This is a genomic window from Brevundimonas sp. UYEF29 (assembly GCF_040546195.1).
In the GTDB taxonomy this organism is placed as follows: domain Bacteria; phylum Pseudomonadota; class Alphaproteobacteria; order Caulobacterales; family Caulobacteraceae; genus Brevundimonas; species Brevundimonas huaxiensis.
Genome location: NZ_JBEPNH010000011.1, coordinates 40854 through 59227, shown reverse-complemented (window position 1 = coordinate 59227; position 18374 = coordinate 40854). Strand labels below are relative to the sequence as shown.

The window sequence follows — 18374 nt, the reverse complement described above, 5'->3', positions numbered from 1 at the left end:
TGAGGAAGCGGCCGTATAGCCAAACCCTTCCGGGGAGGGAAGCGGCTTTTTGACGATCTGAAAGAAAGTTTGGACATGGCCCGTGATCACGGCATCATCGCGCCATGACTCGCACGCCGCATGACGCCGATACGCCCTCCGCCGCCGCGCAGGCGACGCCGATCGTCGAATCAGGGCCTGATTTCGAGAAAGCGCGGGCGAAGGCGGAAAAGGCCATGCGGCTGGCCTCGGCGCTCCGGGCCAATCTGCGGCGGCGCAAGGCGCCGGCGCGGACGCCTGCCGCGCCACGTGACAGCAACTGAAAGTCATCGGCTCGCGATCACGCAGCCCTTTGGCAAGCGCCCGTCGGCTTGCTAGAGAACCTTCCCCCCGAGGCGGTGGCCTCGGGCGCGCTTAAGGACGTCATGGACAGCATCGCCATTCAGGGCGGCGCCCAGCTTTTCGGGGACATTCCCGTCAGCGGCGCCAAGAACTCCGCCATCAAGCTGATGGCCGCCTCGATCCTGACGGATCAGCCCTTGCTGCTGACCAATATGCCGCGCCTGGCCGACACCCGGTTCCTGGGTCAGTTGCTGCGCCAGTTCGGCATCGAAGTGACCGAGCGGGACGGCGCGGACGGGCAGGAGAGCCTGTTTCACGCCAAGGACCTGACCTCGACCTTCGCCCCCTATGATCTGGTTCGCCAGATGCGGGCCTCGTTCAACGTGCTGGGGCCTTTGCTGGCGCGCACCGGCGAGGCCAAGGTCTCGCTGCCGGGCGGCTGCACCATCGGCGCGCGTCCGGTCGATCTGCACCTGCAGGCGCTGACGGCGCTGGGCGCCGAGATCGAGCTGGACGAAGGCTATGTCACCGCCCGCGCGCCCAGGGGTCTGAAGGGCGCCGAGATCGAGTTTCCCTTCGTTTCGGTCGGCGCCACCGAACACGCGCTTCTGGCCGCCGTGCTGGCTGAGGGCACGACCGTCCTGCGTCGTGCGGCGCGCGAACCCGAGATCGGCGATCTGGCCCACTGTCTGACGGCCATGGGCGCCAGGATCGAGGGAATCGACACCGACGTCCTGACCATCACCGGCGTCTCGTCGTTGAACGGGACGACCTGGTCGGTGATTCCCGACCGAATCGAGATGGGCTCCTACGCGGTCGCCGCCGCCATGGCCGGCGGCGAAGTGCGCCTGACCAAGGCGCGGGCCGAACTGATCGGTTCGCTGACCGACAAGATGGTCGAGGCGGGCGTCGAGGTGTCGCCGACCGCCGACGGCGTGCTGATCAAGCGCGACCCGAAGCAACGCCTGAAGGCCGTGGATGTCGAGACGGCCATCTATCCGGGCTTCGCCACCGATCTTCAGGCCCAGTTCATGGCGCTGATGACGACGGCGGAGGGCGTCAGCACGATTCGCGAGACGATCTTCGAAAACCGCTTCATGCACGTGCCGGAGTTGGCGCGACTGGGCGCCGACATTTCGGTCCACGCCGGAGAGGCGCACGTCACCGGCGTCGAGGTTCTGCACGGCGCCCAGGTGATGGCCACAGATCTTCGGGCCTCGATGTGCCTGGTCATCGCAGGCCTCGTCGCCGAGGGCGAAACGACGGTCGGACGCGTCTATCATCTGGATCGCGGTTTCGAGCGTTTGGAAGAAAAGCTCGGCGCGTGCGGAGCCGACATCCGCCGCATAAAGGGAACAGGTGATGAGCACTGAGATCGACGGCGTCATCCCCGAAGCCAAGGCGCCGGTCGAACCGCTGCGTCTGCTGGCCGAGGACGCCGACGATCTTCAGATCATCTCCGCCGCGCTTCAGGACGCGATCCTGCGCCCCGTCGACATCGTCTGGGAAAAGGCCGCCCGAACCCTGACCATCGCCTTCAGCCGCTTCTGCTGGGAGTGCGGCGGGACGCGCGTGATGTGCGCCATGCAGTTCGGCGACGTTCTGGCGGTCAAGAGCCGTCGCTTGTCGCGCAGTCCCGACGCCTCGCTCGAACTGCTCGCGCTCGAATTCATTCCGACCGAGGACCTGAGCGGGCGCGTCATCCTGATGTTCGCCGGCGGCGGTGATCTGCGAATCGACGTGGAATGTCTGGACGCCGTGGTCACGGACATTTCCGACCGCTGGCCCGCACGGATCGCGCCGACCCATCTGGACACGCCCGAACTGGACGAAGGGACTGCGGCATGAGCGCCGATCATAAGCTGGCCTCGGTCGAACTGGACGCCGCGACCCTGCCGGCGGCGACGGCCGAGATCGAGCACGAGCGTCGCGTCGCCATTTTTGATCTGGTCGAGAAGAACAGCTTCGAGCCTGTCGCCGCCGAGGGCGGACCCTACAGGCTGAAGCTGTCGCTCCAGGACAATCGTCTGGTGTTCGATATCGACGGCGAAAACTTCACGCGCACCTACGCCATCAGCCTGACGCCGCTGAAGGGCGTGATCAAAGACTATCTGATGATCTGCGACAGCTACTACGAGGCGCTGCGCGGATCCTCGGCCAGCCAGATCGAATCGGTCGATATGGGCCGGCGCGGCCTTCACAACGAAGGGGCCGAGCAGCTGAAGACGCGGCTGGACGGCAAGATCGTGGTCGATCATGAGACGTCACGACGCCTGTTCACATTGCTCTGCGCCCTCTACCGTCGCGGCTGACCTCGACTATCTCTGTGTTTTCGGGCATTAGGCCCGTCCATTCCGCCCCTCGCGCCCGCCCGGCGTGGGGTCGAACGCATATTCAACGGGCGTGAGAGGCCGCATGGCTAAGGAAGAACTGCTCGAGTTTCCCGGCACCGTCAGCGAACTGCTGCCGAACGCCACCTTCCGCGTGACGCTCGAGAACGACCACGAGATCATCGCCCACACCGCCGGCAAGATGCGCAAGAACCGCATCCGCGTCCTGGCCGGCGACAAGGTGCTGGTCGAAATGACCCCCTACGACCTGACCAAGGGTCGCATCACCTATCGCTTCAAGTAAGTGGCTGCGGGTCGCCCCGAACTGGTGCTGGCTTCGGCCAGCCCGCGCCGCATCGAACTGCTGGCGCAGGTCGGGATCACGCCCGACCATATCGATCCCGCCGACATCGACGAGACGCCTCTGAAGGGCGAGACCCCGCCGCGTCTGGCCAAACGGCTCGCCACCTCGAAGGCGCAGGTCGTCGCAGAGCGCCGCCCCGACGCGGTCGTCATCGCCGCCGATACGGTTGTCGCTGTCGGGCGTCGTTTTCTGGAGAAGGCGGCGGACGAGGCCGAGGCGACGCGTTTTCTGAAACTGCTGTCCGGCCGCAATCACCGCGTCTTCACCGGCGTCGCCGTGTGGCGCGACGGAAAACTATCGTCGCGCGTCAACGAAACCCGCGTGACCTTCAAACCCCTGTCCGACCACGAGATCGCATCCTACGTCGCCACGGGCGACTGGCGCGGCAAGGCCGGCGGCTATGGCATTCAGGGCCCAGCGGCCGCCTTCATCCAGCGCATCGTCGGCAGCCATCCTTCCGTGATGGGCCTGCCCGTCTATGAGGCCGTCCAGCTCTTGCACGGCGTCGGCTGGCGTTCATGAGCGGCGCAGTCGAGGTCTTCCTCGACGAGACGCCTGGCGAGACGCGTGGCGCGATCATGCGCGACGGCCGCTATACTCATCTTCTGATCCACCGCGAGGATGATGCGGCGCAGACCCAGCTCGGCGCCCGCTCGGTGGGGCGTGTCATCGAGGTGAACCCCGGCTTGCGCGGCGCCTTCGTTGATATCGCCGCACAGACCGCCGCCTTTCTGCCGTTCCCGAGAAATGACCGAATCACCCAAGGCCAACGGCTGGAAGTCGTCGTTGCCGCCGAACCTCGTGCCGGGAAAGGGGCGGCAGTTCGGTATCTAGGACCGGGGGAGGGGACGCCCCGCCTGATTCAGCCCGCACCCAGCATCGCCGAACAGTTGCGCGAGCTCGCGCCCGGCGAGGAATCAGTCACCGGCATCGCCGCCATCGACGCCGTGGTCGAGGCGGAGGAGGAGGCTTTGGCTCAATCGATCGGTTTCGCCTCGCATGGAATCGATCTCGCCGTCGAACGCACGCGCGCCTTGGTGGCTGTGGACATCGACTTCACCTCCACCCCCGGTCGTGATCCGAAACAGGCAAGGGCGGTTGCGAATCGCGAGGGGTTGAAACAGGCGGCGCGGCTGATCGGCTTGCGTAACTGGGGTGGTTTAGTCGTCATCGACATGGTCGGGGACGGTCAGGACGCCGAGGCGCAGTCCAAGGTCGTGCGGGCCGCGTTCGGTCATGAACCCCAGGCCGTCTTCGGACCCGTCAGTCGATTCGGCCTGTTGCAGATGTCGCTTCCCTGGCGCCGCACGCCGATCGAGGAGGTCTTGCTCGACGCCGGCCGACGCCCCTCGGTCCAGACGCGGGCTATATCTGTCGTGCGCGCTTTGCGACGGCAACTGCTGGCGGATACCTTGTCGCCACGCATCATCGGGCGCTGCGCACTGGACGAAGCCCTGATCGCTTATCCGCTGGCGGCGCGTCTGGGACCGCGAGCGGTGATCCAGGCCGATGCCGCGATCCCGCCAGGGCGCGGACGAATAGAAGAGGGTTGAGCCGTGGCTTCCTGTCCCATCTGCCGCAAGGCCGACGCCGATCCCAAGTACAAGCCCTTCTGCTCACGCCGCTGTTCCGACGTCGATCTGCAGCGCTGGTTCACAGGCGGCTACGCCATTCCGGTCGCCTTGGACGAGGGCGCGGAAGATGATGACGAAAAGGACGGATTGGGCGCTGGACAGGCGGAAAAGCCTCCCCTATAGACCCGCCTCTCGCGACGCCGCGTCGGCGCCTGGATAGCTCAGCTGGTAGAGCAGCGGATTGAAAATCCGCGTGTCGGTGGTTCGAACCCGCCTCCAGGCACCATCTTTTCCCACACCGTGAAAATCGATTGTTTTGAGCGCATGATCCTGCGCTGCGGCCTTCGCGCCGCCCTCGGGATTCAGCTGGCTTGCAGCGATCAGCCCTACAACTCGCCATATCAGGAAATGATCGCGCTCAGGATGGCCGTTTTGAACAAACTTGCTCCATCTGACGTCGGATCATCATCAAAATGTCGCGCGGCTGCACTCTAATGCACCGGTTGGTGGAACTTTTCTCCATGTCTCTCGACGGGTTAAAAGCCCCTCTTGTCCCTTGACGCTCCGGTAAGGGTTCGTCAAAGGGTTGAGGCGCCTTCGCAAGAAGACGTTAATGCGGATCGCCGGAGACGTGTCTCCGAAGGTTCGACCAGCGGAGACGAGGCGGGCGACCGGTTCGATCTCCACCGAAGATTTCAGCGGGCTCTGATCCTCGAAAGGACGGGCGCGTTGAAGGAAACATTTCAGGTTGGGGGGCGGTCGCTGACTATGGCCGCACCTTTGGTTCCACGAGTCAGACCAAGCAGGAACTGGCGAATTATGCTGAACAGCAAAAAGACGAATATCCTTCTCGCCATGGCCGGCGCCGCCGCGCTGATGGCGAGCTCGCCGGTCCTGGCCCAGGCCCCGGCCGAGCCCACCCCGGCCGCCTCGACTGCGGCTCCCGCAGCCGCCGCTCCGGCTGCCGGCGAAGCTGACCCCGCAACGGTGAACGACGCCGTCGGCGGCGGTCACGGCGACATCACCCCGATCTCCATGTTCATGGAAGCCACGGTCGTCGTTAAGGTCGTCATGGCCGGCCTGCTGCTGGCCTCGATCCTGTCGTGGACCCTGCTGCTCATCAAGCTGTTCGAGTTCGGCGCTCTGAACCGCAAGACCGACAACTTCCTTGAGAACTTCCGCGGCGCCCGCACCATCGCTGACATGCGCGCCATCTCGACTCAGGAAGAGTTCGACGGCAACCCGCTGGCCGACATGGCCGCCGCCGCCACCGAGGAAATCGAACTGTCGCGTCAATCGGGTCTGTCGGTCACCGGCGATCACCTCGACTCGGCCATGGCCCGCGCTCAGTCGGCTGTCGCCGCCGTGCAATCCGGTCTGGCCCTGCGCCTGTCGGGCGGCCAGCAGTTCCTGGCGTCGGTCGGCTCGATCGGTCCGTTCGTCGGTCTGTTCGGCACCGTTTACGGCATCATGAACTCCTTCATCGGTATCGCCCAGTCGAACACGACCAACCTGGCCGTCGTGGCTCCGGGTATCGCTGAGGCTCTGCTGGCCACCGGCATCGGTCTGTTCGCCGCTATCCCGGCCGTTGTGTTCTACAACTACTTCAACACTCGCATCGCTGCTTACGGCACGCGCGCCGACGGCTTCGCCGCTGAGCTGCTGAACGGCATCTCGCGTCAGCTCGACAAGGGGGCGTAAGACGGATGGCCGCCAAGATTAAATCGGGCGGCGCTGGCAACCTGCCTCAGGCCAACAGTGATATCAACGTTACGCCTTTCGTTGATATCATGCTGGTCCTGCTCATCATCTTCATGGTGGCGGCTCCGCTAGCCTCCGTGTCGGTGCCTGTTGAGTTGCCAATCGCCGTCGCCAAGGCGGCCCCGAACCCGCCCAAGCCGGTCTATATTTCGATCCAGAATGACGGCGACGTCTATGTGGGCGATTTCCGGACCGACGTCGGAGCCCTGGGTGAAGATCTGAAAAAACAGATCGGATCCCGGAACCCGGCCGATGAGCGGATCTTCATTCGGGGCGACCAGAACACCCGTTACGGCGACTTCATGCAGGTGATGAATGCGCTGCAGGATAACGGCTTCTATAGCGTTGCGCTGGTCGGCGAAGACCAGGCGACGAGTTAGGATGCGGAGATAGTATGACAGACGTCGAATATCATCGCAGTCGCTACGACGTACCCAAGAAGAAGGGCTTCATGGGGGTGTCCTACCCCGTGCTGATCGTCTGCCTGATGGTGGTCAGCATCTTGTTTGCGTTGCTGATTTTCTTTGTTCAGCAGTCCAAGTTCAAGCTGAAGGAGTTCAACTACGTCGACGAGTCCGTCGAGGTCGAGTTGGTCGAGCCGGTTCCGCCGCCTCCGCCGCCTCCGCCCCCGCCGCCTCCGCCGACGGATACGCCTCCGCCGCCGAAGCTTCAGGTGCGCGTGCCGGCTCCGGTCCCGAACATCGTTCCCCCTCCGCCGGTCAACATCACGCCGACGAAGAAGGAAGATCGGGTTGAATACACGGGTCCGCCCGTCAATATTCCTGGACCGCCGCCTCCGCCCGCACCGCCGGCTCCGCCGCGTCCGTCGACGATCACGAACGTTCAGTGGTCGCGCCAACCGCGTCCGACGGCTGATGACTTCCCGGCGCGTGCGCTGGAGCGTGAAATCAGCGGTTCGGCTACGGTCGAGTGCACGGCGCGCTCCAACGGATCTCCGGCGAACTGCCGCGTGGTGTCCGAAGAGCCTGCCGGAATGGGCTTCGGCCGCGCCGCCATTCGGGTGGTTCAGCGTGGACAACTGTCTCCGCGGACCGTCGACGGCGCCGCTCAAGACGCGACCTTCCGCGTCCGGGTGCCCTTCACCCTCGGGTGATCGTCACGGCAACAGACAAGACGCCTCGGAGAGCAATCTCCGGGGCGTTTTTGTTTGGGCGGTCACCCGCGAAATCTCCTGACGAAATATGAGGAAGGCGCTTGATCGCCTGCCGCAGGCCCGGTAGAGAACGCGCCTCGCGATGCGCGGGCCGCCTTAGCTCAGTTGGTTAGAGCGCCGGTTTGTGGAACCGGAGGTCCTCAGTTCAAGCCTGAGAGGCGGTACCATCGCAAAGCACGGCCGGGCTTGCAGCCCGCCGTCGCCGCGACCATCTCCTGATCGTCGGCCGTCCTATCTGTTTTTAGGCCGATCCCCACATCGACAGGAGAAGGCCCCATGAAGACGCGTAAGCTGGGTGCGAACGGCCCCGAGGTTTCGGCCATTGGCCTGGGCTGCATGGGGATGAGCGCCTTCTACGGCGGCGCCGACGAGGCCCAGTCCATTTCCGTCATTCATCGCGCGCTCGATCTGGGCATCACCCTGTTCGACACCGCAGAGATGTACGGCCCCCACACCAACGAGGTGCTGGTCGGCAAGGCGCTGAAGGACCGGCGCGATCAGGCCTTCATCGCCACCAAATTCGGCATCAACTACAATGCCGACCGCACAAAACTGATGACCGACGGCAGCCCGGCCAATGTGCGGCGCGCCATCGAGGGCAGCCTGAAACGCTTGGGCGTCGATCACGTCGATCTCTACTATCTGCACCGCGTCGATCCGGACACGCCGATCGAGGACACGGTCGGGGCGATGGCGGAACTGGTGAAGGAGGACAAGGTCCGCTTCCTGGGCCTGTCCGAGGCCGCGCCCGACACCCTGCGCAAGGCGCATGCGACCCATCCGATCACGGCGCTGCAGACGGAATACTCGCTGTGGAGCCGCGAACCGGAGGACGAACTGTTCTCGGTCGTGCGCGAACTGGGAATTGGTTTCGTGCCTTACAGCCCGCTGGGCCGCGGCTTCCTGTCGGGCGACATCACCTCGATCGATGACCTGGACGCAGACGACTTCCGCCGCACCAATCCGCGCTTCATGGGCGAGAACTTCCAGAAGAACCTGGATCTGGTCGAGGCCGTGAAAGCCATTGCGTCGGATAAGGGCATAACCGCCGCGCAACTGGCGCTGGCCTGGGTGCTGGCGCAAGGCGAGGATCTGATCCCGATCCCCGGCACGCGCCGCATCGCGACCCTGGAGCAGAATGCGGCGGCCGTGGACGTCGTTCTGACGTCTGAGGATCTCGCCCGGATCGAGGACGTCTTCCCCAAGGGCGCGGCGACGGGGCATCGCTACGCCGAGGCGGCGCGGGCGGCGCTGAACCGTTAAACTAGGGCAGACATGAGAAAGGCCCGGTCGGATCACTCCGGCCGGGCCTTTCGTATGTGGGGGGTCCTGATCCTACTGGATGCGGGTCCAGGTCTGGGTCTTGCAGAGCGGAGCCACGATGCAGCCGCGCAGACGCAGGCTGTTGTCGTTTGTCATGGTAATGGTGCCGCGATAGGTGCCGCCGTCGGCCGGGTTATAGACCGAGCCGTTGCGCCATTCCGTCGGACCGCCGGTGAAGCCGGTCAGCATGGGCAGATTGCGCAGGGTGCGGTTCCGCAGCGAGGCGTCGCGATTGTTCGCGTCGCGCGCATTCGCGTCGCGGCGAATGTGGTCCGAGGTCACCAGCGTGCCGCACAGCGCCTGTCCGCAGCGCGCGATCCGCACCTGACCGCCATTGGTCGGCGTCTGCCACAGGCCCGTCGGGTCGCCCGCCAGGGCCGGAGAGGCGAGGGCGCCCGCCAGGGTCGCTGCGGCCAGCATGATCTTGTTCTTCATAGTCGTTCCCTTTCGTCGGGTCGGTCGCGCCGCCCGTTGAAGCGGACGTTGATCGCGGTTTCGGTTGAAAACAAGGCCAAAACCCCAGCGATCACCAACGAAAACCGACCCTTAGGTCAACTTCAGCCGCCGATCAGGGCCAGCCATTCGTCCTCGGTCAGCACCTGGACGCCATGTTTTTCGGCGTCCTTGAGCTTGGAGCCGGCGCCGGGGCCGGCGACAAGGTAGTCGGTCTTTTTCGACACCGAACCCGACACCTTGGCGCCCAGGCTTTCGGCGCGGGCCTTGGCCTCGTCGCGGGTGAAGCGCTCCAGGGCGCCGGTGAAGACGACGGTCTTGCCGGCGACCGGGGTGTCGGACTTGGGGCGTTCGGCGTCGAGGATCTGGGTCAGTTCGGCTTCCAGAGCCTCCACGACCCTTAGATTGTGCGGCTCGTGGAAGAAGTGGGCCAGGGCTTCAGCGGCGACGGGGCCGACGCCGGTGACGCCGGCGATCTGGTTCAGGATTTCGGACGGGCCGTCCTCGCGCGCGACTCGGGCCAGTTCGACCAGGCCGGACCAGTCGTGAACCATCGTCGCCAACGACCGGCGGGCGGGGGCGGCCATACCCGGAAAGGCCTGGCTGATCTTCATGTCCATCGTGGCCTCGGGCCAGGGATCAACGGCGGGCTGCTTCGCCTCGGCCATCAGGGTCAGGACGCGGGGCGATATGGCGTGGGCGGCGGCCAGAGCGGTCCAGGCGTCGGACGGCACACCCGAAGCGGCCTGGAGGCAGGCGGCCTTCAGCGCGGACCAGCTCTCGAAGGCGCGGGCCAGGACGATGGAGGTCTGTTCGCCGATGTCGCGGATGCCCAGGCCGAACAGGAACCGGTCCAGCGAAATGATGCGACGAGCGTCGATGCCGGCGACCAGGTTGCGGATGCTGGTCTCGCCATAACCATCGTCTCGCTCCAGTTCCTTCAGCCGCGTCTCGTCGCGCGCCAGTCGGAAGATGTCGGCCGGCTCCTTGATCCAGCCGCGCGCATGGAAGGCGACCAGCTGCTTTTCGCCCAATCCTTCGATGTCAAAGGCGCGGCGGCCCACGAAATGTTTCAGCCGTTCGACGATCTGGGCGTCGCAGATGAGGCCGCCGGTGCAGCGGCGCTTGACTTCGCCGCCTTCGCGCACGGCTTCCGAGCCGCAGACGGGGCAGTGTTCAGGGAAGACATAGGGCAAGGCGTCGGCGGGACGTAGCTCGGCGACCACGCCCAGGATCTGCGGGATGACGTCGCCGGCGCGTTGCAGGCGGACGGTGTCGCCGATGCGGACATCCAGACGTTCGATCTCGTCTTCATTGTGCAGGGTGGCGTTGCGCACCACGACACCGCCGACGGTGACCGGATGCAACCGGGCGACGGGGGTCAGGGAGCCGGTGCGGCCGACCTGGATGTCGATGCCCTCCAGCACAGTGGTGGCCTGCTGGGCCGGAAATTTGTGAGCGATGGCCCACCGGGGGCTGCGGGCGACGAAGCCCAGCCGGCGTTGCCAGTCGATGCGATCCACCTTGTAGACCACGCCGTCGATGTCATAGCCCAGGGTCGCGCGGTCACGTTCCAGTTCGCGATAGGCGGCGATCAGGCCTTCGGCGCCCTCGACCCGGCGCGAGCGGGCGTTCACGGGGAACCCCCAGGCCTTGAGCTTTTGCAGGGCGTCCCACTGGGTCTCGGCGAAGTCGCTGGAGTGTTCGCCCCAGGCGTAGGCGAAGAAGTTGAGCGGACGTTTGGCGGTGATCCGGGCGTCCTTCTGGCGCAGGGAGCCGGCGGCGAAGTTGCGAGGGTTGGCGTAGGTCCGGCGCCCTTCGGCCTCGGCGGCTGCGTTGAAGGCAGCGAAGGCGTCGTTGGGCGCATAGACTTCGCCACGCACCTCGATCCGGTCGGGCCAGTCGTCGCCGGCCAAAGTCTGTTGCACATCGGCGATCGTGTTCAGATTGGCGGTGACGTCCTCGCCTGCGCGGCCATCGCCCCGCGTGGCGCCGATCGTCAGTCTTCCATCGACATAGAGCAGATTGGCGGACAGGCCGTCGATCTTGGGCTCGGCGACAAAGGCGATCGGTTCGTCGGCGGGCAGTTTCAGGAAGCGGGCGATCCGGGCGACGAAGTCGCGCACCTCGCCCTCGTCGAAGGCGTTGTCCAGCGACAGCATGGGCACGCCGTGGCGCACCTCGGCGAACTGGGTTGAGGCGGCGGCTCCAACCTTGCTCGACGGCGAGTCGGGGCGGACCAGATCGGGAAAGGCGGTCTCGATCGCCAGGTTGCGCGCACGCAGGGCGTCGTAGTCGGCGTCGGAAATCTCGGGCGTCGCCTCGTTGTACAGCGCGTCGTGACGGGCCATTTCGGCGGCCAGCCAGGCCAGGGACTCGGCGGCTGTCTCGGCGGTGAGGTCTTCGACGGGGACTTCGAGAGGAATCGCGTTGGCCATGGCCGTCGTCATATCATCTGACGCGCCGCCCGTGCATCGCGCAAAGCCGATGATGACAGAACCGTAGGCTGACGCGCCGTCCGCTCTTCGCTAGGTTCGCGCGTCCCTATCGGAGCCTGTATGACTCGTTCGACCCTCTGCCTTTTCGTAGCTGGTGCCGCCCTGATCGTCAGCGGTTGCACCGCCGTTCCTCCGGCAGCGCCGATTGCGCCGAGCGCCGTCGCGACCGGTACGAGCCAACTGCTGGAGGACGTGCGCATCCTGTCGGCCGACGACATGCAGGGCCGCGACACGGGCTCGGAAGGCGGCGAGCGGGCGCGCGCCTATATCGTGTCGCGGCTGGAGGCTATGGGCGTCCAGGCGGCGCCGTTCGGGCGTTTGCAGCGGTTCGAGGCGCCGGGCCGCACGCGCGAGGGCGTGAAGACCTTCAGCGGCGTCAACATCGTCGGCCTGATTCCCGGAACGCGCGTCGCCGACCGCTATATCGTGGTGACTGCCCACTACGACCATGTCGGCGTCAATGACGGCCAGGTCTTCCACGGGGCCGACGACAACGCCTCGGGCGTGGCGACGATGCTGGAGTTGGCGGCGCGACTGAAGGCCCAACCGCCGGAACACAGCGTGCTGATCGTTGCGCTGGATGGCGAGGAGCGGGGGCTGTTGGGGGCTCGCGAGTTCGTCAAGGCGCCGCCGGTGCCCCTGTCGTCACTCAGCCTGAACCTGAACTTCGACATGACGGCGCGGGCGGAAACGGATGGCCATCTGTGGGTCACCGGGACCTATCAGCACCCCAATCTGCGCCCCGTGCTTGAGGCCGTGGTGCCGAACGGGGCCGTGTCCTTCGCCTTTGGCAAGGACACCCCGCAGGATACGGGCGAGAACAACTGGGTCGACGCCTCCGATCATGGCGCCTTCAACGAGGCGGGCGTGCCCTTCCTGTACATGGGCGTCGATTATCATCCCGATTACCATCGACCGAGCGACACCTTCGACCGGATCACGCCGTCGGTCTTCACTAGCGCGACCGAGATCGCCATCGCCGGGTTCCGCGCCTTGGATCAGGCGCTTGATCGATGAGATCTTCATGGGTGATCGTCGCGGTCATGGCCGTGCTGAGCTTGGCGGCATGCGAGCGGCGCGACGCCGCGACACCGACGTCGATGCCGGAAGCGACGTTCCAGCATCGTCTGAGCGGTGATATTTCGGGCGACTATCGCCCGACAGGTGAGGGGGAGATGCCGCTCGTGGCTTCCCTGTTTGTCGGTCAGGATGAGGCCTTCGCCGCCTGGGACGGCGGGGCCCGCGCTTCGCCGCCGCTGATCCTGTCGCTGACCGGCCCGCAAGGCGAGGCCAGGGTTCTGCCGGACGCCTATGTCGTCACCGACGATCGGATCCAGATGCGCGGCTCCGTACCCGGCATGGGCCCGTTGGAGTTGTCGGCGCGGATTGATCATGGCGCATTGGCGACAGCGCGGCGCAATCTCGGAGATCAGACGCCTGTCGTCACCGGGACGATTTCGGCCAACGGTCGTCGCACGCCGTTCACGCTAAGCTGGTGGGGCGGCGACTGATCTAAGCGATCTGTGCTGAAGACGCGCCAAGATTGCCAATCTCGCAATCCCAGGTCATGGTGACGCTTGGGGGCGCTGAATGTCGACATCGGAATTGGCCGGCTGCGATGTGACGTCGACACGCGGCGTCGTTGCGTCTCGACGCCGCATTCGTCTTGACCCGACCCGCGCCATGGATGTCCTCTTCGCCCTGACAGGTCTGCTTCTGACCTGGCCGCTCTTCCTTGTCATCGCTCTGGGCGTCAGGGCGCAGGACGGAGGGTCCGCGATCTTTCGCCAGCAGCGGATCGGGTGCGACGGCCGAATGTTCGACTGCCTCAAGTTTCGCTCGATGCATATAGGCGCGGAGCAAGCGCTGCCCTCAGCCTCTGATCCGGAATGGCAGGCGATGCGAAAGCTGACACACGATCCGCGCGTTACGTCGTTGGGCCGCCTGTTGCGACGGTTCAGCCTGGATGAACTGCCTCAGCTGATCAATGTGTTGAGGGGCGAGATGTCGCTGGTCGGCCCCCGACCGATCGTGATCGATGAGGCTGCACGATATGGCCGGCGACTGGCCGACTACTGCGCGGTCCGGCCGGGGCTGACGGGGCTGTGGCAGGTCTCGGGCCGAAACGCCGTGCCCTATCCGCGCCGTGTCGCGATGGATGTCTGGCTGGTCAGAAACCGCACCGTCGGCGTCTATCTGGCGATCCTGGCGCGCACGATCCCGGCGGTGCTGAGCCGACGGGGCGTGTCCTAGGGAAGACGCTCCTCAAAGCCGTCGTCCGTGCCGATGATGGCGAGGTCGGCGAGATCCAGGAACAGGCCGTGCTCCACCACGCCGGTGATCAGTTTCAGATCGTCGGCCAGACGGACCGGATCGTGGATCGCCTTGCAGACCGCGTCATAGATCAGATTGCCGCCGTCCGTGCGGACCAGGCCGCGATCCGCCTGACGCACGCGCGCCGGCTGGTTGATGTCGTGGTCGATCAGCACATCGGCGATGCGGTTGGCTGTCGTCTTGTGACCGAAGGCGACGACCTCGATCGGCAGGGGGAAGGTTCCCAGCACTGGCACCACCTTTGCCGCGTCGGCGATGACGATGCAGCGTGCCGAGGCCTCCCACACCAGCTTCTCGCGCAACAGGGCCGCTCCGCCCCCCTTGATCAGCGCCAGGCCCGGCCCGATCTCGTCGGCGCCGTCCACGGTCAGATCGATACGGGGCGTGTCCTCCAGCGTCGAGAGCGTCAGCCCGAGTTCGCGCGCGAGATCTGCGGTCTTCTCCGATGTCGGCACGCAGCGCAGGTCGGGCAGGTTGCGCGCCGCCAGCGCCTTGACGAACCAGGCGGCCGTCGAGCCGGTGCCCAACCCGACGATCATGCCCGCCTCGACGTGGGCGGCGGCGGCCTCGCCGGCGTTCTTCTTCTGGAGGTCGCTCATTTGGATTTCGCAGCCTTCCTGACCTTGGCTTCGGCACGGAAGGCCGCAGCCGCTTCGGGTTTGACAGTCTGGCGCGCGCGGCCGAAGGCCATGGCGTCGGCGGGCACGTCCTCGGTGATGACGGAGCCGGAGGCGATCAGGGCGCCGTCGCCGATGACCACCGGGGCCACCAGGCTGGAATTCGATCCGATGAAGGCGCCGGCGCCGACCTGGGTCTGAGCCTTGTTGAAGCCGTCATAGTTGCAGAAGATGGTCCCTGCGCCGACGTTGGCGCCGGCGCCGACCGATCCGTCGCCCAGATAGGCCAGATGATTGGCCTTGGCGCCTTCGGCCATCTTCACGTTCTTGACCTCGACGAAGTTGCCGACCTTGACCCCCTTCGCCAGGTCCGCGCCGGGACGCAGGCGCGCGTAAGGACCGACCTCGGCGCCGGCCGAGACCCGCGCGCCCTCGATATGGCTGAAGCTGCGAATGCGCGCGCCGGCATTGATCACCGCGCCGGGACCGAAGACCACGAAAGGTTCAATGACGGTTCCGGCGCCGATCTGGGTGTCCCAGGCGAAATGGACGGTTTCGGGCGCCGCCATCGTCACGCCGGCCGCCAGGAAGGTGTCGCGTTGCACGGTCTGAAACAGGGCCTCGGCCTGAGCCAGTTCGGCCTGGGAGTTGACGCCCATCACCGCGTCCTCTGCGGCGAAGACGGCGCGGGTCGGGTGGCCGCCCTTCCGCGCCAGAGCGACGACATCCGTCAGATAGTATTCGCCCTTGGCGTTTTCGTTCTTCACCTCGGCCAGCAGCGAGAAGAGCAGGGCCGCAGGCGCGGCCATGACGCCGGAGTTGCAGGCGGTGATGGCGAGAACGTCTGACGACGCCTCCTTGGCCTCGGTGATGGCGGTCAGGGTGTCGCCTTCGACGATCAGACGGCCATAGGCGCCCGGATCGCGAGCCTCGAACCCGATGACGGTCACGCCGTCCGCATTGAACACGGGCTCGATGTCGGCGGCTTTCAGCAAAGGGACGTCGCCATAGGTGACGACCACCTCGCCGTCGAAACCGGCCAGCGCCTGTTCGGCGGCGCGCACCGCGTGGCCGGTGCCGAGCGGCGGGTCCTGGACCGCAATGGCGGCCTCGCCCAGCCGTTTCACCACATGGGCCCGGACCTCGGGCGAGTGATTGCCGACCACGACGACGATGCGTTCGCACCCCAGGCCTTCCGCCGCATCGATGGCGTGGTCCAGCATGGCGCGGTGGGCGACGGGGTGCAGCACCTTGGGCAGCGGCGACTTCATCCGCGTGCCCTGGCCGGCGGCGAGAATGATGGCGGCGCGGGCGCGCGTCTGGCTGGTCATGAATCGTCTCGCAGTCTAGTCGTCCTGCGATCTAGCCCATCATGCGGGCCAGCGGGAGATGTGGATGAGCGATCGCGACCTGGAAGGCTGGACCATCGCCTTCGACCTTGACGGCACGCTGGTCGATTCCGCCCCGGACCTGATCGGCACGCTGAACCGGATGCTGGTCGAGGAGGGGCTGCCGCCCGTGCCGATGGAGTCCGCCTCGAGCCTGATCGGATCGGGCGCGCGGGCGCTGCTGGTGCACGGCTTCGAAGCCGCCGGCGCGCCGGTCGAGCGGGCCAAGTCCGACGAACTGTTCGAGCGGTTCCTGGTCGATTACGCCGCCCATATCGCCGACGGCTCGCAGCCTTTCGAGGGCGTAGTCGAGACGCTGGAGCGGCTCAGCGAGCGGGGCGCTATCCTGGTCGTGGCTACCAACAAGCGTTCGGACCTGTCGGAGTTGTTGTTGGGCAAACTGGACTTGACCCGACATTTCGCCGCCATCGTCGGCCCGGATCGGGTCAGCGCGCGCAAGCCCTCAGGCGCCCATTTGAAGGAGGCCGTCGTGATCGCAGGCGGCGATCCCGAACGAGCCATTATGGTGGGAGACGCTTCGCCGGACGCGGACGCCGCCAAAGACGCCAGCATGCCCTGCATTCTGACGACCTTCGGCTTTACGCCGACGCCTGTTGAAGACCTGGGCGGGGACGTGCTGATCGATGCCTTCGAAGACGTCGAAGAGGCGATCGACGGCATTCTCTCCGACTTCTACGTGCGGCGGGCGCTGAAATTCTGAAGCCAGCCGACAGGAAATCTGTTGGCTGAATGATCGCTGCTGCGGTTGCGGATCGCCATGGCGATGGACAGATTGGCGCACCCCAGTTGAAAGTGCCGTCATGCTCGCTCGCTTTTTCAAGATTCCGCTGTGGCAGCGGACCGCCGCCGGCTTCATCCTCGGCATCATCGCCGGGCTGATCCTGCGCGAGCGGGCCGAGACCTGGCTTCAGCCGATCGGCGACGTCTATCTGAACCTGATCCGCATGGTGGTGGCGCCGCTGGTGCTGTTCACCATCGCCAGTTCCATCGCCAAGCTGGGGGAAGGGGCGGGGGCTGTGCGGCTGGGGGTGCGAACCATCCTCTGGTTCGCCATCACGTCGCTGCTGGCGGTGCTGGTCGGTTTCGCCTTCGGTCACATCATCAATCCGGGCGTCGGCCTGTCCAACCTGCCGCTGGGCGAGGTTAAAGAGCGCGTAATCCCGACCCCGCTGGAAGTCTTGATCGGCGTCGTGCCGACCAATCCGTTCGCCGCCCTGGCCGAAGGCAAGGTGTTGCAGATCATCTTCTTCTCGGCCCTTGTCGGCATGGCCTTGGTGGCGCTGGGCGACCGGGCGCAGGGCGTTCGGCGTCTGGTGGATGAGGGGGCAGCCATCATTTTCCGCATCACCCGCTGGGTGATCCAGCTGACGCCCATCGGCGTGTTCGGCCTGATCGGATCGGTCGTCGGCGGCTACGGCTGGGAGGCGCTGCTGCCCCTGGTGAAGTTCATCCTGGCCATCTACGCCGCCTGCCTGTTCCACATCCTGATCGTCTATTCGGGCCTGCTGAAGGTCCATGGGCTGAAGGTGACCAGCTTCTTCCGCGGCGCCTTCGCGGCCCAACAGACTGCGTTCGCTACCTCTTCCTCGCTGGGGACTTTGCCGATCACCCTTCGCCAGACGGTCGAGCGTTTGGGCGTGCCGCAGGCCTACGCCGCCTTCGCCGTGCCCCTGGGGGCCAATGTGAAGATGGACGGGTGCGGGGCCATCTATCCGGCCATCGCCTCGATCTTCATCGCCCAGTATTTCAAGATCGATCTGACGCTGACCCAATACGTCCTCATCGGCCTGACGGCGGTGCTCGGATCACTGGGGACGGCCGGCGTGCCGGGCACCAGCATCGTCATGCTGACCCTGACCCTGTCGACCGCCGGCCTGCCGCTGGAAGGCATCGGCTATATCGTCGCCATCGACCGGATCATCGACATGATGCGCACCGCGACCAACGTCACCGGACAGATGCTGGTGCCGGTGCTGGTCGCCAAGGAAGAGGGCATCCTCAACCAAGACATCTACAACGGTCACGTCGCCTGGCTGCCGGGCGACCCGGAAGCCGATACGCCCGAAGGCGTTCGCGCCGCCGGAATCTGAAACAGGCGCTTGCGCGGGGCCGGCGACCGGGCTATGTCGCCGCCTCCGCAAGGCAAGGACGCGTAGCTCAGCGGGAGAGCACCTCGTTCACACGGATGAGGTGGCTTCCACGAAGTCAGCGCCTTA

Annotated in this window: 21 protein-coding genes and 2 tRNA genes; 19 read left to right on the top strand and 4 right to left on the bottom strand. The window is 65.7% G+C overall.

What is annotated here, in order from left to right:
• Positions 1-104: 104 nt before the first annotated feature.
• The 14 genes from ABIB58_RS14520 (at position 105) to ABIB58_RS14455 (ending at position 8787) form a co-directional block, all read left to right on the top strand.
• Positions 105-302: a hypothetical protein gene (locus ABIB58_RS14520; protein ID WP_017505204.1), complete on the top strand. Its 198-nt coding sequence runs from the start codon at positions 105-107 to the stop codon at positions 300-302.
• A gap of 102 nt (positions 303-404) precedes the next feature.
• A complete protein-coding gene (gene murA, locus ABIB58_RS14515) occupies positions 405-1694 on the top strand; it encodes a UDP-N-acetylglucosamine 1-carboxyvinyltransferase (RefSeq protein WP_045811304.1) in 1290 nt (429 codons plus the stop codon).
• The gene (locus ABIB58_RS14510) at positions 1684-2169 is read left to right on the top strand and encodes a DUF2948 family protein (RefSeq protein WP_039247307.1); all 486 of its coding nucleotides are present in this window, start codon (positions 1684-1686) and stop codon (positions 2167-2169) included. Before murA ends, ABIB58_RS14510 begins: the two co-directional genes overlap by 11 nt.
• Positions 2166-2633 carry a UPF0262 family protein gene (locus ABIB58_RS14505; protein ID WP_045811303.1) on the top strand — a complete coding sequence of 156 codons (468 nt, stop codon included), beginning with the start codon at positions 2166-2168 and terminating at the stop codon, positions 2631-2633. Before ABIB58_RS14510 ends, ABIB58_RS14505 begins: the two co-directional genes overlap by 4 nt.
• A gap of 103 nt (positions 2634-2736) precedes the next feature.
• On the top strand, positions 2737-2955 hold the full coding sequence (infA, locus tag ABIB58_RS14500; protein ID WP_008261544.1) for a translation initiation factor IF-1: 219 nt from the start codon (positions 2737-2739) through the stop codon (positions 2953-2955).
• A complete protein-coding gene (locus ABIB58_RS14495) occupies positions 2956-3537 on the top strand; it encodes a Maf family protein (protein ID WP_045811302.1) in 582 nt (193 codons plus the stop codon).
• Positions 3534-4568: a ribonuclease E/G gene (locus ABIB58_RS14490; protein WP_045811301.1), complete on the top strand. Its 1035-nt coding sequence runs from the start codon at positions 3534-3536 to the stop codon at positions 4566-4568. The genes ABIB58_RS14495 and ABIB58_RS14490 overlap by 4 nt, the downstream gene beginning before the upstream one ends.
• A gap of 3 nt (positions 4569-4571) precedes the next feature.
• Entirely contained in the window at positions 4572-4772 is a 201-nt protein-coding gene (locus ABIB58_RS14485; protein ID WP_045811300.1) for a DNA gyrase inhibitor YacG, read from the top strand.
• A gap of 27 nt (positions 4773-4799) precedes the next feature.
• A tRNA-Phe gene (locus ABIB58_RS14480) sits at positions 4800-4875 on the top strand.
• Positions 4876-5408: 533 nt separating this feature from the next.
• On the top strand, positions 5409-6290 hold the full coding sequence (locus tag ABIB58_RS14475) for a MotA/TolQ/ExbB proton channel family protein (protein WP_039247314.1): 882 nt from the start codon (positions 5409-5411) through the stop codon (positions 6288-6290).
• Between the two features lie 5 nt (positions 6291-6295).
• Positions 6296-6730, top strand: a complete 435-nt coding sequence (locus ABIB58_RS14470; protein WP_017505196.1) for an ExbD/TolR family protein — start codon at positions 6296-6298, stop codon at positions 6728-6730.
• A 14-nt stretch (positions 6731-6744) separates the two neighbouring features.
• Positions 6745-7464, top strand: coding sequence for an energy transducer TonB (locus ABIB58_RS14465; RefSeq protein ID WP_017505195.1), 720 nt, complete (start codon positions 6745-6747; stop codon positions 7462-7464).
• Positions 7465-7614: 150 nt separating this feature from the next.
• Positions 7615-7691: transfer RNA gene (locus ABIB58_RS14460), tRNA-His, on the top strand.
• A gap of 109 nt (positions 7692-7800) precedes the next feature.
• The gene (locus ABIB58_RS14455) at positions 7801-8787 is read left to right on the top strand and encodes an aldo/keto reductase (RefSeq protein WP_354042049.1); all 987 of its coding nucleotides are present in this window, start codon (positions 7801-7803) and stop codon (positions 8785-8787) included.
• A gap of 72 nt (positions 8788-8859) precedes the next feature.
• On the opposite strand, the gene ABIB58_RS14450 is transcribed toward ABIB58_RS14455, so the two are convergent.
• Together ABIB58_RS14450 and ligA are read right to left on the bottom strand one after the other, a co-directional pair.
• Positions 8860-9282 carry a DUF2147 domain-containing protein gene (locus ABIB58_RS14450; RefSeq protein WP_045811298.1) on the bottom strand — a complete coding sequence of 141 codons (423 nt, stop codon included), beginning with the start codon at positions 9280-9282 and terminating at the stop codon, positions 8860-8862.
• Positions 9283-9404: 122 nt separating this feature from the next.
• Positions 9405-11738 carry an NAD-dependent DNA ligase LigA gene (gene ligA, locus ABIB58_RS14445; protein WP_045811343.1) on the bottom strand — a complete coding sequence of 778 codons (2334 nt, stop codon included), beginning with the start codon at positions 11736-11738 and terminating at the stop codon, positions 9405-9407.
• Between the two features lie 120 nt (positions 11739-11858).
• Here ligA and ABIB58_RS14440 point away from each other — a divergent pair, with 120 nt between their 5' ends.
• From ABIB58_RS14440 to ABIB58_RS14430, 3 genes are all read left to right on the top strand, one after another.
• On the top strand, positions 11859-12815 hold the full coding sequence (locus ABIB58_RS14440; protein ID WP_045811297.1) for a M28 family peptidase: 957 nt from the start codon (positions 11859-11861) through the stop codon (positions 12813-12815).
• The gene (locus ABIB58_RS14435; RefSeq protein ID WP_045811296.1) at positions 12812-13309 is read left to right on the top strand and encodes a hypothetical protein; all 498 of its coding nucleotides are present in this window, start codon (positions 12812-12814) and stop codon (positions 13307-13309) included. The genes ABIB58_RS14440 and ABIB58_RS14435 overlap by 4 nt, the downstream gene beginning before the upstream one ends.
• Positions 13310-13388: 79 nt before the next feature.
• Positions 13389-14051, top strand: a complete 663-nt coding sequence (locus ABIB58_RS14430; protein WP_317134083.1) for a sugar transferase — start codon at positions 13389-13391, stop codon at positions 14049-14051.
• On the opposite strand, the gene rpiA is transcribed toward ABIB58_RS14430, so the two are convergent.
• Both rpiA and glmU read right to left on the bottom strand, forming a co-directional pair.
• Complete coding sequence (rpiA, locus tag ABIB58_RS14425) at positions 14048-14731, bottom strand: ribose-5-phosphate isomerase RpiA (RefSeq protein ID WP_045811294.1); 684 nt, start codon at positions 14729-14731, stop codon at positions 14048-14050. The genes ABIB58_RS14430 and rpiA overlap by 4 nt on opposite strands.
• Positions 14728-16080, bottom strand: coding sequence for a bifunctional UDP-N-acetylglucosamine diphosphorylase/glucosamine-1-phosphate N-acetyltransferase GlmU (gene glmU, locus ABIB58_RS14420; RefSeq protein ID WP_045811293.1), 1353 nt, complete (start codon positions 16078-16080; stop codon positions 14728-14730). Before glmU ends, rpiA begins: the two co-directional genes overlap by 4 nt.
• A 64-nt stretch (positions 16081-16144) precedes the next feature.
• Between glmU and ABIB58_RS14415 the strand changes: the two genes are divergently transcribed.
• Positions 16145-16858, top strand: a complete 714-nt coding sequence (locus ABIB58_RS14415) for an HAD-IA family hydrolase (protein WP_045811342.1) — start codon at positions 16145-16147, stop codon at positions 16856-16858.
• A 100-nt stretch (positions 16859-16958) separates the two neighbouring features.
• A complete protein-coding gene (locus tag ABIB58_RS14410; RefSeq protein ID WP_045811292.1) occupies positions 16959-18248 on the top strand; it encodes a dicarboxylate/amino acid:cation symporter in 1290 nt (429 codons plus the stop codon).
• Positions 18249-18374 lie beyond the last annotated feature (126 nt).